The organism is Actinosynnema sp. NPDC049800, assembly GCF_040656635.1.
Taxonomy (GTDB): domain Bacteria; phylum Actinomycetota; class Actinomycetes; order Mycobacteriales; family Pseudonocardiaceae; genus Actinosynnema.
In genome coordinates, this window is sequence record NZ_JBFAMT010000017.1 from 101,566 (window position 1) to 114,349 (window position 12,784).

At 72.4% G+C, this 12,784-nt stretch carries 14 protein-coding genes; 4 read left to right on the forward strand and 10 right to left on the reverse strand.

Annotated elements, in window-relative coordinates:
- Position 1: 1 nt before the first annotated feature.
- From AB0I91_RS21420 to AB0I91_RS21445, 6 genes are all read right to left on the reverse strand, one after another.
- The gene (locus AB0I91_RS21420) at positions 2–1,411 is read right to left on the reverse strand and encodes a sensor histidine kinase (protein WP_498781282.1); all 1,410 of its coding nucleotides are present in this window, start codon (positions 1,409–1,411) and stop codon (positions 2–4) included.
- Positions 1,408–2,097: a response regulator transcription factor gene (locus AB0I91_RS21425; RefSeq protein ID WP_230572782.1), complete on the reverse strand. Its 690-nt coding sequence runs from the start codon at positions 2,095–2,097 to the stop codon at positions 1,408–1,410. The genes AB0I91_RS21420 and AB0I91_RS21425 overlap by 4 nt, the downstream gene beginning before the upstream one ends.
- Before the next feature lie 76 nt (positions 2,098–2,173).
- Positions 2,174–2,788 (reverse strand): trimeric intracellular cation channel family protein, encoded by a 615-nt coding sequence (locus AB0I91_RS21430; RefSeq protein ID WP_499638367.1) that lies wholly within the window; start codon positions 2,786–2,788, stop codon positions 2,174–2,176.
- Positions 2,789–2,799: 11 nt separating this feature from the next.
- On the reverse strand, positions 2,800–3,930 hold the full coding sequence (locus tag AB0I91_RS21435; protein ID WP_498781278.1) for a GNAT family N-acetyltransferase: 1,131 nt from the start codon (positions 3,928–3,930) through the stop codon (positions 2,800–2,802).
- Positions 3,931–3,940: 10 nt separating this feature from the next.
- Entirely contained in the window at positions 3,941–4,774 is an 834-nt protein-coding gene (locus AB0I91_RS21440) for a 3-hydroxyacyl-CoA dehydrogenase family protein (protein ID WP_498781277.1), read from the reverse strand.
- Positions 4,771–5,091: an EthD family reductase gene (locus AB0I91_RS21445; RefSeq protein WP_498781275.1), complete on the reverse strand. Its 321-nt coding sequence runs from the start codon at positions 5,089–5,091 to the stop codon at positions 4,771–4,773. Before AB0I91_RS21445 ends, AB0I91_RS21440 begins: the two co-directional genes overlap by 4 nt.
- Positions 5,092–5,145: 54 nt before the next feature.
- On the opposite strand from AB0I91_RS21445, the gene AB0I91_RS21450 reads away from it, so the two are divergent.
- Complete coding sequence (locus tag AB0I91_RS21450; RefSeq protein WP_498781274.1) at positions 5,146–5,799, forward strand: histidine phosphatase family protein; 654 nt, start codon at positions 5,146–5,148, stop codon at positions 5,797–5,799.
- On the opposite strand, the gene AB0I91_RS21455 is transcribed toward AB0I91_RS21450, so the two are convergent.
- Complete coding sequence (locus AB0I91_RS21455; protein ID WP_498781272.1) at positions 5,796–6,848, reverse strand: MerR family transcriptional regulator; 1,053 nt, start codon at positions 6,846–6,848, stop codon at positions 5,796–5,798. The two genes, AB0I91_RS21450 and AB0I91_RS21455, sit on opposite strands and share 4 nt — an antisense overlap.
- 68 nt (positions 6,849–6,916) lie before the next feature.
- Positions 6,917–7,234: a hypothetical protein gene (locus AB0I91_RS21460; protein WP_499638371.1), complete on the reverse strand. Its 318-nt coding sequence runs from the start codon at positions 7,232–7,234 to the stop codon at positions 6,917–6,919.
- 84 nt (positions 7,235–7,318) lie between these two features.
- Between AB0I91_RS21460 and bluB the strand changes: the two genes are divergently transcribed.
- The 3 genes from bluB to eno all read left to right on the forward strand — a co-directional run bounded on the left by bluB (position 7,319) and on the right by eno (position 10,908).
- A complete protein-coding gene (gene bluB / locus AB0I91_RS21465) occupies positions 7,319–7,951 on the forward strand; it encodes a 5,6-dimethylbenzimidazole synthase (RefSeq protein ID WP_498781269.1) in 633 nt (210 codons plus the stop codon).
- Between the two features lie 74 nt (positions 7,952–8,025).
- Positions 8,026–9,540, forward strand: coding sequence for a GGDEF domain-containing protein (locus AB0I91_RS21470; RefSeq protein ID WP_499638373.1), 1,515 nt, complete (start codon positions 8,026–8,028; stop codon positions 9,538–9,540).
- A gap of 78 nt (positions 9,541–9,618) precedes the next feature.
- Positions 9,619–10,908, forward strand: coding sequence for a phosphopyruvate hydratase (gene eno, locus AB0I91_RS21475; protein ID WP_499638375.1), 1,290 nt, complete (start codon positions 9,619–9,621; stop codon positions 10,906–10,908).
- 312 nt (positions 10,909–11,220) lie between these two features.
- Here eno and AB0I91_RS21480 read toward each other — a convergent pair whose 3' ends face one another.
- Both AB0I91_RS21480 and AB0I91_RS21485 read right to left on the reverse strand, forming a co-directional pair.
- A complete protein-coding gene (locus tag AB0I91_RS21480) occupies positions 11,221–11,868 on the reverse strand; it encodes a response regulator (protein ID WP_230572793.1) in 648 nt (215 codons plus the stop codon).
- 141 nt (positions 11,869–12,009) lie between these two features.
- On the reverse strand, positions 12,010–12,477 hold the full coding sequence (locus tag AB0I91_RS21485) for a peptidoglycan recognition protein family protein (protein ID WP_498781264.1): 468 nt from the start codon (positions 12,475–12,477) through the stop codon (positions 12,010–12,012).
- Positions 12,478–12,784: the final 307 nt, after the last annotated feature.

Here is a 12,784-nt window from a genome sequence, read left to right on the forward strand (position 1 = left end):
CTCAGAACCCCGCGACCGACTGCGGCACGACAGGCTCTGGGCGGCCGGGGAGGCGGATGGTGAACATCGCGCCGCCCTCCGGGGCGCGGCCGACGTACGCGAGGCCGCCGTGGCGTTCGGCCACCTGCTTGACGATGGCCAGGCCGAGGCCCGAGCCGGGCAGGGTGCGGGCCTCGGACGAGCGGTAGAAGCGTTCGAAGACGTGCGGCAGGTCGGCGTCGGCGATGCCCGGACCGGAGTCGGCCACCTCGACCACCGCGCTGCCGTCGCCCAGTTGCTTCAGGGACAAGCGGACCACGCCGCGCGCCGGGCTGAACTTCACCGCGTTGTCCAGGAGGTTGAGGACGGCACGTTCCAGCGCGCTGGAGTCACCCAGCAGCGACCACGGCTGCACTTCCACCACGAAGTCCACGTCCGTCGCACGGCGCTTCGCGCGATCCAGCGCGCGCTCCACCACCTCGACCAGGTCCACCGGCTCGTGCACGACCTGCGGCGCGTCCTCACGCGCCAGCTCCACCAGGTCCCCGATCAACGTGGTCAGCTCGTCCAGCTGCGCCCGCACGTCGGCGTTGATCTCCGCCTTGTCCTCGTCGGACAACGTCGGCGCGTCCGGCCGCTCCGAGGCCAGCAGCAGCTCCAGGTTCGTGCGCATGGACGTCAACGGCGTCCGCAGCTCGTGCCCCGCGTCCGCGACCAGCCGCCGCTGCCGCTCCTGCGAGTCCGCCACCGCGCCCAGCATCGCGTTGAACCGCTGCGACAACAGCGCCAGCTCGTCGTCGCCCGACACCGGGATCGGCCGCAGGTCGCCGGTCAACGCCACCCGCTCGGTGGCCTCCGTCAACCGCTGCACGGGCCGCAGCCCGGTCCGCGCCACCGCCGTCCCCGCCGCCGCCGCGACCAGCACGCCCAGCCCGCTGATCACGAACAGCACCACGGACAGCTTGCCCAGCGTGACGTTCAACGGCTTGGTGGACTGCGCGATCAGCATCGCCTGGCCGTCGCCGTACGGCACCGCGATCACCCGGAAGTCGGTGCGCAGGTCGGTCCAGATGTTCTCCAGCCGCGACCCGCGCGCCACGTCCAGGTCCGCGGGCTGGGTCGGCGGCGCGACCGTGCCCTTCGGGTACAGGATCTGCCCGGTCACGTCCAGCACGCCGATCCGGATGTCGCCCGCGGCCAGGAAGGCGCCGGGGATCTCGGTGACGTCGTTGTTGACCTTCGGCGCGTTCACCGCGGCCTGGGCGCGCTGCCGCAGGTTGGAGTCCATCTGGTCGTGCAGGTTCTGGCTCACCGTCATGTACGCGCCGAGCGACACGACGGCGACGGCCCCGGCCACGCAGAACGCGGCCAGCAGGGTCACCCGGGCCCGCAGCGACACCCGCTGGAGCCGCCCGTTGGCGGCACCGATCACGGAGGGGTCTCCCGCAGCACGTAGCCGACACCGCGCACCGTGTGCAGCAGCCTGGTCTCGCCCTCGGCCTCGGTCTTGCGGCGCAGGTAGCCGACGTAGACCTCCAGCGCGTTGCCCGAGGTGGGGAAGTCGTAGCCCCAGACGTCCTCGAGGATCCGGCCGCGGGTCAGCACCTGCTTCGGGTGCGCCAGGAACAGCTCCAGCAGGGCGAACTCGGTCCGGGTGAGGCTGATCGGGCGCTCGCCGCGCCGCACGTCCCGGGTGCTCGGGTCGAGCTCCAGGTCCGCGAACCGCAGCACCGCGCCCGCGGGCTCCTCGGCGTCCGACGCCGCCCGCCGCAGCAGCGCGCGCAGCCGTGCCAGCAGCTCCTCCAGCGCGAACGGCTTGGGCAGGTAGTCGTCGGCGCCCGCGTCGAGCCCGGACACCCGGTCGGACACCGCGTCACGGGCGGTGAGCACGAGGATCGGCAGGTCGTCGCCGGTGCTGCGCAGCCGGCGGCACACCTCCAACCCGTCGAGTCGGGGCATCATCACGTCCAGCACCATGGCGTCGGGGCGCTGGGAGACGACGGACTCGAGGGCCTGCTGGCCGTCGCCGGCAAGGTCGACCTGGTAGCCGTTGAACTGCAGTGAGCGACGAAGCGACTCACGCACGGCCCGGTCGTCGTCGACAACGAGGATGCGCATGCGGTCAGTCTTGCCGCTGGTCCTGAGAGCCGCCTGAGAAGCCGGTGTGAGCTACCCGTCAAGTTTTCGCGCCCCGTCACGCGCCGGGCCCGTCGCGGGCCACCGGGGCGTTCCAGCGACGCCACAGCGCCAGCAGCCGCAGGCCCACGATCACGGCCGACCCGACCAGCGTCACCGGCACCGCGGGCAGGCCGAGGTAGTCGCCGAACGCCACCACCACCGCCCCGCACAGCGCCGCCACCGCGTAGATCTCCCGGCGCAGGACCAGCGGGATCTCCCGCAGCAGCACGTCGCGCAGCGCGCCGCCGCCGATGCCCGTGGTCATCCCGACCAGGCACGCCGCGTACGGCGGGGCGCCGAGCCCGAGCGCCGTCGTGGTGCCCGCCGTGACGAACAGGCCGAGCCCGATCGCGTCCAGCAGCAGGACCGCCCGCCACAGCTTCGCCACGGTCGGGTGAAACCAGAAGACCACCAATCCGGTGACCCCCGCCACCGCCAGGTACGGCCAGCTCACCAAGGCCGCCGGCGGGTGCACGCCCAGCAGCACGTCCCGGATGATCCCGCCGCCCAACGCCGTGGTCAGCGCCAGCACGATGACCCCGAACACGTCCAGCCGGGCTCGCACCGCCGCGACCGCCCCGGAGGCGGCGAACGCGGCGATGCCGACCAGTTCCAGCGCGGCGAGCAGCACGGCTGGTCAGGTTAGAAGTAGTCGGCCAGGCGCGGCACGCCAGGTGCGCCGACCACCCGGTCGAGCAGCGCGCCGTCACCGTCGAGCAGCCCGGCGCGGCGCAGCGCGTGGCTGTTCTGCATCCCGCTGAACCACGGCCCCAGCGCACGCGCGTGCAGCCGCACGGCGCCGGTGCCACCCGCCTCGACGCGCACCGCGCCGTCCTCGACCACCAGGCGGCACCGCCCGGCGTGCCACGGCGCGTGCTCGTCGACCACGTCGAGGTCCACCGCGGCGGGCTTGAGCCACGCCGCCGACGGCCAGCCGCGCGCCGCCACCGCCGCCGGCAGGTCGACCACGCGCAGCAGCCAGGTGGACGTGGTCACGGTGTGCTCGATCGCCTGGTTCGTCAGCAGGCCGGTCACGGCCGGGTCGGTGACCAGCAGCCGGGCCCGGTCCAGCACCCCGGCCCAGCCGCCCAGCTCCCGCAGCAGCCCCAGCTGGGTCGCCACGTCCCGGGCGACGAGGTCGTGCACCCGCAGCCCGTCGGCGTCGCGCTCGGCGGCCAGGTACCCGCGCACCTCGCCGTCGTGGCCGGGCACCACCGACACCACGGTCTCCTTGAGCAGGTCGTCCACCGCGATGGTCGGCGGGCTGCGGTCCACGAGCCCGTCCACGGTGGACGCGACGTCGAGGTAGCACGCCTGCACCGCCGGGAGGTCGCCCTCGACCAGGGGCCGGGTGGCGGCCCGCGCGCCCGCGGGCATCCGGTCCAGCGGGAACTCCAGCCACTCGAACACGCCCGACCGCTCCCAGCCGCGCGACCGGTACACCGCGGGCACGGTCGCGTACAGGGCGGACAGCACCTGCCCGCGTTCGCGCAGGTCCCGCAACGCCGCGTCGAGCAGCGCCCCGGCCACCCCGCGCCCCCGCGCCCAGGAGTCGACGGCCACGCCGCCGACCCCGCCCATCGGCACCGTCGTGCCGCCCCAGAACTGGTGGAAGTCCTTGATCGTGAGCAGGCCGGCGACGTGCCCGTCGACCTCGGCGAGCAGCCCTCGCCGACCGGGCCGCAACGACGGCTCGCCGATGCCGCCGAACGCCACCCGGCGCAGCCGGTCGGCCTCGCCGACGTCGTCCTGGGTCAGCTCGCGGATCCGCACGCCGTCCTCCTCACCAGGTGAAGAACCCCTGGCCGGTCTTGCGGCCGAGCTGACCGGCCGCCACCTTCTCCCGCAACAACGCCGGCGGCTCGAAGCGCGGACCCAGCTCGGCCGCCAGGTGCTCGGCGATGGCCAGCCGGACGTCCAGCCCGACCAGGTCGGTCAGCCGCAGCGGCCCCATCGGCCACCCGTACCCGAGCCGCATGCCGGTGTCGATGTCCTCGGCGGAGGCGACGCCGTCCTCGAGCATCCGGATCGCCTCCATGCCGACCGCGACCCCGAGCCGCGACGTGGCGAACCCCGGCGCGTCCCGCACCTCGATGACGGTCTTGCCCAGCTCCTCGGCCCACCCGCGGACCCGCGCCACCACGTCGGCGGCGACCCCGGGGTGGTGCACGAGCTCGACCAGCTGCTGCACGGGCACGGGGTTGAAGAAGTGCATCCCCAGCACCCGCTCGCCCGGCAGGCCCTCGGCCAACGCCGAGATCGACAACGACGACGTGTTCGACGCCAGCACCGCGTCCGGGCAGGCCCGCGCGGCGTCGCCGAGCACCTGCCGCTTCAGCCCGAGGTCCTCCGGCACGGCCTCGACCACGAGCGCGGCACCACGCCCGACCCGCGTGTCGAGCCGTTCGACCACGGTCAGGCGCTGGAGCAGCTCGTGCGGCACGGCGTCCAGCCTGCCCCGGTCGGCCGCCTTGGCCAGCGACGCCTCCACCGCGCGCCGCGCGGCCGACGCCCGGTCGGCGCCCGCCTCGACGAGCACCACCTCGTGCCCGCCGGCCAGGAACAGGTGGGCGACACCGGCGCCCATCGTGCCGCCGCCGATCACCACCGCGATCACCGGTCCACGACCTCCGCCGCGAACATCGCCACCAGCTCGACGCCGCCGATCTCGGCCAGGTTCGCGCCCGCGGCCTGCCACTCGGGCGAGCGGAAGGCCTCCTTCATGGCCTCGGCGGACTCGAAGTACATCTCGGCCACGACGTGCGGCTCGTGCTCGCCGAGGAAACCGGGCGCGAAGACGCGCGAGACCTTCGCCACCTCGGCGCGCAGCAGGCCCGGCGTCCGGTCGACCAACGGCAGGTGGGACGCGAAGTAGGCCTCGTCGAACGCCTCGACGTCGGCCGGTTTCCGGTACAGGGCGACGTACTTGACCATGTGACACCTTCCGTCCGGTTTCGCCTGCGAATGTAACACCGGCACCATGGAGCGGTGCGGATCATCCTGCTGCGCCACGGACAGAGCCTGGGCAACGTCGACGAGCTGGCGTACTGCCGCATACCCGACCACGCCCTCCCGTTGACCGAGCTGGGCGAACAGCAGGCCCGGGCCGCCGGGCCGCGGATCAAGGAGCTCCTCGGCGGCGACCGGGCGGCCGGGTACGTCAGCCCGTACGTGCGGACCAGGGCCACCCTGCGCAACCTCGGCCTCGGCGACCAGCTGGAGCGCACGGTCGCCGAGCCGAGGTTGCGCGAGCAGGACTGGGGCAACCTCCAGGACCCGGTGCGGCAGGAGGTGCTCAAGCACCAGCGGCACGCGTTCGGGCACTTCTTCTTCCGGCTGCCCAACGGCGAGTCCGGCGCGGACGTGGACGACCGCCTGGCCGCGTTCCTGACCGACCTGGAGACCCGGATGCGGGACCCGGCGCACCCCGGCACGGTCCTGGTCGTCTCGCACGGCCTCACCATCCGGCTGCTGTGCCGCCGCCTGTTCGGGTGGAGCATCGAGCTGTTCGAGTCGCTGTCGAACCTGGAGACGTGCGAGGACCGGGTCCTGACCCACGACGGCCGGGCGTGGCGCCTGGACCGGCCGTTCGACCAGTGGCGGGAGTCCCCGGACGGCGAGACCCAGGGACCGATCGGCTAGCCCGGCACGACGTCCGCGACCACGCACACCACGTTGTCCGGCCCGCCACCGGCGTTGGCCAGCTCCACCAGCCGCCGCGTCGCCTCCTCCGGCTCGCGCTCCGACGCCAGCACGTCCCGCACGTCGGCTTCGGGCACGACGGTGTGCAGGCCGTCCGAGCACAGCAGGTACCGGTCGCCGGGCAGCGCGTCGTGCAGCGCCAGGTCCGGCTCCACCGCCTTGCCGTGCAGGGCGCGCAGCAGCATCGACCGCTGCGGGTGGCTGACCGCTTCCTCCTCCGTCAGCCGGCCCTCGGCGATCAGCGACTGCACCACCGTGTGGTCGTGCGTGATGCGGAACAGCCGGCCGCCGCGCAGCAGGTACACCCGCGCGTCGCCGACGTGCACGAGGCCGAGCCGTGAGCCGGACAGCACCAGCGCGGTCAACGTCGTCCCGCTGCACTCGTCGGCGGGGTTGGCCGACAGGTACTCGCCGACCGCCGCGCCGGCCCGGTGCACGGCGTCCGCCAGCGTGTTGAGCAACTCGCCTGCGGGGATGGCGGTGTCCAGCGGGGCGAGCGTGTCGATGGCCATGGAGCTGAGCGGCTCGCCGCGGGCGCCGAACCCGTCGGCGACGGCCAGCAGCCGCTCGCCCGCGTAGCCGACGTCCTGGTTCGAGTCCCGCACCAGTCCTCGGTCGGTCCGCACCGCGTACCTGAGCGCGACGGTCATGGTGGTGTCCTTCCCGGAGAGCTGTTCCACGAGGAAGGAGGCGAGGCTCCGCCGTGCCGCGGTGTCGGCCTCGACCCGCGCCCAGTAGGCGCGCACCTCGGCCGCGGCGTCCGCCGGCGCCAGCTCGCACACCCCTCGGATGCGGGCCAGCGGCATCCCGAGCCGGCGCAACCACGCCACCAGCCGGGCCCGCTCGAGCTGGTCCGGCGAGTACAGCCGGTAGCCCGACCTCGGGTCCACCCTGGCCGGCGTCACCAGCCCCAGCTCGTCGTAGAGGCGCAACGCCTTCGGCGACAGGCGGGCGGCGCGCGCGAACGCGCCGATCGTCAGCAGCTGCACGACCCCTCCCCCGGCCGGACCCCGACGGCCCGGCTGGGACCACCGTGCGGCTTCACCCGGGGTGAAGGTCAACCGACCGCGGAATCCACCATGGCGGAGCGGTCGCGCACCAGTCCACTCAGCGACACCGTGCCCGCCACCGCCAGCACCGCCAACGCCGGCCAGTCCGCCACCAGGTGCCCCTCCTCGCCGACGACGAAGCTCCCGTACAGGCCCCAGCACTGCACCGCGGTCAGCGCCGCGCCGAGCACGGTCGTCCACCACGAGACGACCACCACGACCACCACCAGCAGGAGCAGGGCGAACACCGGCCAGCTCCCCGCCAGCGCGGTCACCACCACTCCGCCCGCGAAACCCAGCGCGGACCCGTGCACCGTTCCGACCATGACCGGCCATTCAACGCCGAGCTGAGACGCACGCCACCCTCTCCCGGTCAGGTTCACCGGAACGCGTGAGGCACGATCGTCCGAATGAGCTTCTACGACGTCCTGCACCGCCGGAGGGACACCAGGGGCGAGTTCACCGGCGCCCCGATCCCGCCCGACGTGCTGCGCCGGGTGCTCACCGCGGCGCACGCCGCGCCCAGCGTCGGCCTGTCCCAGCCGTGGGACTTCATCGTCGTGCGCGACGAGCACACCCGCCGCGCGTTCCGCGACCACGTCCACGCCGAGCGCAGCGTCTTCGCCTCCGAACTGGACGCCGGGCAGGCCGAGCTGTTCTCCCGGATCAAGGTCGAGGGCATCCTGGAGTCCACGGTCGGGATCGTCGTCACCTACGACCCCGACCGCGGCTCGCCCGCCGTGCTCGGCAGGCACGCCATCGCCGACGCCGGGCTGTACTCGGTGTGCCTGGCCATCCAGAACCTGTGGCTGGCCGCCACCGCCGAGGGCCTCGGCGTCGGCTGGGTCAGCTTCTACCGCGAGGACGTGCTCCGCCGGATGCTCGACATCCCGCCGCCCCTGCGCCCGGTGGCCTGGCTGTGCGTGGGCCCCGTCGAGTGCCTGCCGGACACGCCCGACCTGGAGCGGCACGGCTGGCGCAACCGGCTGCCCCTGGAGGCAGTGCTCCACGAGGAGCGGTACACCCGGCGTTCGGGCCGGTAGCCTGTGGTAGCCGTGCCGGCGGCGAGCGGTCACCGCGTACCGCATCGCCGAGTCGGAATGGAGTGTCAGCACGAGTGGAGCAGCGAGATCGGCTGGTAGCCGGACAGGTTCCGCAACTCGACCTCGAGGTCAAGGCGTTGCTGAACGCTGGCCGCCTGCCGGAGGCCAACACCCTGTTCGACCAGGTGGTGAGCCGCGTGCCTCCGGGCGCCGACCGCTGGCAGCGCTCCGCCGTGCTGGTCAACCGCGCCAAGCTCGCCTGGCGCCTGGGCCGCATCCCGCTCGCGCTGGAGCTGGCCGCCGAGGGCTGGACCGACCTCGAGGGCGAGCACAGCGACAACCCGGCCGCCGCCCAGGCGATGCACGCCCTGGCCTACCTGCTGGAAGGCATCGGCAACCGCCGTGCCGCGGTGGACATGCTCCGCCTGTCCGTCCAGGTGGCCCGCCGCGCCGCCGAGCGCTCGCCGTCCGCCGTCGAGGTCCTGGGCCACTGCCTGCAGGGCCTGGGCGGCACCTTGAACTTCCGCGCGATCTCCTCACCGCCCGAACGGGCCCGCGCGATCTTCGAAGAGGCCCGCGGCTACCTCAAAGAGGGCCTCGACCTGGCCGAGGAGAAGCAGATGCGGCGCGCCCTGCTCGCCGCGTACAGCCGTTCGCTGGCCGGCGTCGGCGAGCTGGGCCAGGCCGAGGAGAACGCCCAAGAGGCGCTGCGCCAGGCCCAGGAGGCCGGTGACAAGTGGGCGTCCGCCGTGGCCGGTTGGGTCCTCGCGGTGGTCCGCCGCGAACAGGGCGACCTGGTCAGCGCCCGCACCCTCGCCAGCCGCGCGGTCGCCGCCTCGGAGTCCATCAACGACCCGTCCCTGCTCCTGCGGTTCTCCCTCGACCTGGCCGACATCTGCGCCGAGATGGGCGACCACGTCGGCGAGGCCACCGCGCTGCGCTGCTCCGTGGCGGCGAGCCGGACCGCCACCGAGACCCTCCAGGAAGGACTCGGCCAAGCGCTGGAACAACGCCGCGTCGCCGTCCAGGCCCAACGCCTGGCCGTCGCCGCCCAGGAAGCCGCCGCCCGCGACCCGCTCACCGGCCTGGCCAACCGCCTCGGCCTGGAGCGCGCCGCCGCGGGCCTGCTGGAGAGCACCGCGGCCCGCGGCCGGGTGCCCTGGCTCGTCCTCGTCGACGTCGACCGCTTCAAAGGCGTCAACGACGACGCCGGCCACGCCGCGGGCGACGCCACCCTGCGCGAGATCGCCCAACTGCTGCGCCGCGAGTGCCGCGCCGCCGACCTCGTGGCCCGGTGGGCGGGCGACGAGTTCGTGGTCCTGCTCGGCGACGCCGACGGCAGCACCGTCGAAGTGGGCCCGACCGTCGCCGAGCGCATCCGCGCCGCCGTGGACGGCCACGACTGGACCGTCGTGCTGGGCGCCACCTGCCACCCCACCGTGAGCATCGGCGTCGCCGCCGGCCCGGCCAAGCTGGACGAGCTCTTCGCCGCCGCCGACATGGCCCTGTACCGCGCGAAGCGCCACGGCCGCAACCGCGTCGAGGTCGAACCCCACCTGGTCGTCACCGAGACCGTCTCCGGCAACTAGCCACCCGCCGGGGTGGCTCGACGGGGCCGGGTCGGTGCAGGATGTGTCTTGACCGATACACCTGCCTTGAGGAGCGACATGACCGCGATTGTGCGCGTCGTGGGACGACAGGTCCTGGACAGCCGCGGCAACCCGACCGTCGAGGTCGACGTCGAACTGGCGGACGGCTCGCTCGGCCGCGCCGCGGTGCCCTCGGGCGCGTCGACCGGCACGAACGAGGCCGTCGAACTGCGCGACGGCGACCGGTCCCGCTACCACGGCAAGGGCGTGCGCAAGGCCGTCGCCGCGGTGAACGGCGAGATCGCCGACGCGGTCAAGGGTCTGGACGCCGAGGAGCAGGCCGTCATCGACCAGACGATGATCGAGCTGGACGGCACCGCGAACAAGGCGAGGCTCGGCGCCAACGCCACCCTGGGCGTCTCGCTCGCGGTGGCCAAGGCCGCCGCCGCGGCGCACCGCCAGCCGCTCTACCGCTACGTCGGCGGCGTGTTCGCCCACGTGCTGCCGATGCCGATGATGAACATCATCAACGGTGGCGCGCACGCCGACAACGCCATCGACTTCCAGGAGTTCATGATCGCGCCGATCGGCGCGGAGAACTTCGAGGAGGCCGTGCGGGTCGGCTCGGAGGTCTTCCACACCCTGCGCAAGAGCCTGCACGACGCCGGCCACAACACCAACGTCGGCGACGAGGGCGGCTTCGCCCCGAACCTCAACTCCGCGGACGAGGCGCTGTCCTTCGTGGTCGACGCGATCGAGAAGTCCGGCTACACCCCCGGCGAGGACGTGGCGCTGCTGCTGGACCCCGCCGCTTCCGAGTTCTACGCCGAAGGCGTGTACGACTACCGGGGCGAGGGCCTCAAGCGGTCGGTCGAGGAGCACGTCGCCTACCTGGCCGAACTGGTCGACAAGTTCCCGATCGTCTCGATCGAGGACGCCATGGCGCAGGACGACTTCGACGGCTGGAAGCTGATCACCGACACCCTCGGCGACCGCTGCCAACTGGTCGGGGACGACGTCTTCTGCACCAACGTCGACCTGCTGCGCAAGGGCATCGACCTCGGCATCACCAACTCGATCCTGGTCAAGGTGAACCAGATCGGCACCCTCACCGAAACCCTGCTGACCGTCAACACGGCCTTCCGCGCCGGCTACTCGGTCGTCATGTCCCACCGCTCCGGCGAGACCGAGGACTCCACCATCGCCGACCTCGCCGTGGCGGTGAACTGCGGCCAGATCAAGACGGGCTCCCTGTCCCGCTCCGACCGCACCGCCAAGTACAACCAACTGATCCGCATCGAGCAGGAGCTGGGCTCACAAGCCGAATACGCCGGCAGCCGCTCCCTCCGCGGCCACCGCACCCACTGAGACCACTTGCCCCCCAACAGCCCCGTAACCGGCACCCTGGAACATCCCCCACCCGCCCACAACGGACCCGCAGCTCACCCACCGAGTCCACCACACCCAGCCCGCCCACAACGGACCCGGAACCGCCCCACCGAGGCCCGATTTGACATGGGTTCGGGTGCCATAGGCTGGTCGAAGCCGGGCAGGCTTGGCGGACGCTTTTCCCGCCAGGCCTGCCCGGCTTTGGCCTGCCTGGGGCACCCGTAAGGGCCCCATGTCAAATCGAGCCGAACGAGACCACCACCGCCCCGCCCGGAAACCCCGCCCCAACCCTCACGCGATCAACCCACCCCGAAACGCCACCAACGCCGCCTGCACCCGGTTCACCGCACCGATCTTGCCCAACACCGACGACACGTACCCCTTCACCGTCGCCTCGGACAGGTGCAACGTCCCACCGATCTCGGCGTTCGACATCCCCTGTCCGATGAGGACCAACACCTCGCGCTCCCGTTCGGACAAAGACGCCAGCAACCGCCGAGCCGGCTCGGCCGCCCGCTCACCGTCGGCGACCGCCGCCAGCACCCGCGCCGCCACACCGGGGTCGAGCACCGCTCCGCCCAGCGCGAGGTCGCGCACGGCCCGCACCAGCTGCTCGGGCTCGGTGTCCTTGAGCAGGAACCCCGAAGCGCCCAACCGCAGCGCCTCCGACACGTACTCGTCCACGTCGAACGTGGTCAGCATGGCGATCTTCGGCGGGTCGGGGATGGCACGCAGCCTGCGCAGCGCCATCAACCCGTCGGACGACCGCATCCGGATGTCCAGCAGCACGACGTGCGGGCGGTGCCGGCGTGCCAGGTCGGCCACCAGGTGCCCGTCGTCGCACTCGGCCACGACCTCCATGTCGCCTGCGCTGCTGAGGATCATGCGAAGGCCGGACCGGACGAGGTCTTCGTCATCGGCCAGCATCACCTTGATCACGACGCCTCCCCGCGTTGGCGTTTCGTGTCCGTGCCCGCCCAGCCTCGTGCACGAACACGCAAGCTGACGTTAATTCCCCGTTATCTCACCACGGAAAGACGCGGGTTCAGCCTGTTCACAGTTGCCAGGAAATAACCGAGGTCAGCTCAGGACCTGCGCAACTTCCTGGCGCAGTCGCGGCAGCAGGGCGTAGAGCTTGTCGCCCGGGCAGAGGGTGTCCCGGTAGTCCCGGTGGCCCTGGATCGACGACGGCGGGATGCCGTACTGCTCGCACGTGTACACGCAGAACGACACCAGCGAGTCCCACTGCAACTTGGGCGGCTCCACGTCCATGTAGAGGCCTTCGTTCTCGATTCCGATGGCCGCGGTGTTCTGGCCGGGGCAGTGCGCGCCCACCACGACCCGGTCGCCGGCCCGCAACGCCGCCAGGCTGCCGTGCCTGCCCTCCATGAGGAACCCACCGCGGCTGTTGGTGAAGTGCTGGCCGGAGTCGATCCAGCCGTTGGTGTCCATGTGGAGGTTCTGGATCCACCTGGCGTTGGCGTACGCCGCCGCCTGCGAGTAATCGGTCACGTTCGCCGACGCGGTGTGGTGGATGAGGATCCGCACGGGCCGCTCGTTCACAACGCTCGTCGGCTGCGCCGGCGGCCTCGCGCCCCAGTCGGCGCAACTGCGGATGGGCAGGATGGGCGAGCCAAGGGCCGGCGAGGAGCCCAGACCAACGAGCACCCCCGCGCCGGCGAGACCGGTGAGCAGCGATCGACGTCGCATCATGTTGACCTTTTTCCCAATATCAGGCCAATAGGTCAAGACTCCACACCCGGACGGGCGAAGACCACCAACCGCACCCACCTCAAACGCGAAGCTCTTTCGCGAATCCTTGACCAGCCAGTAACGTGCGTCACACGATCCCTGC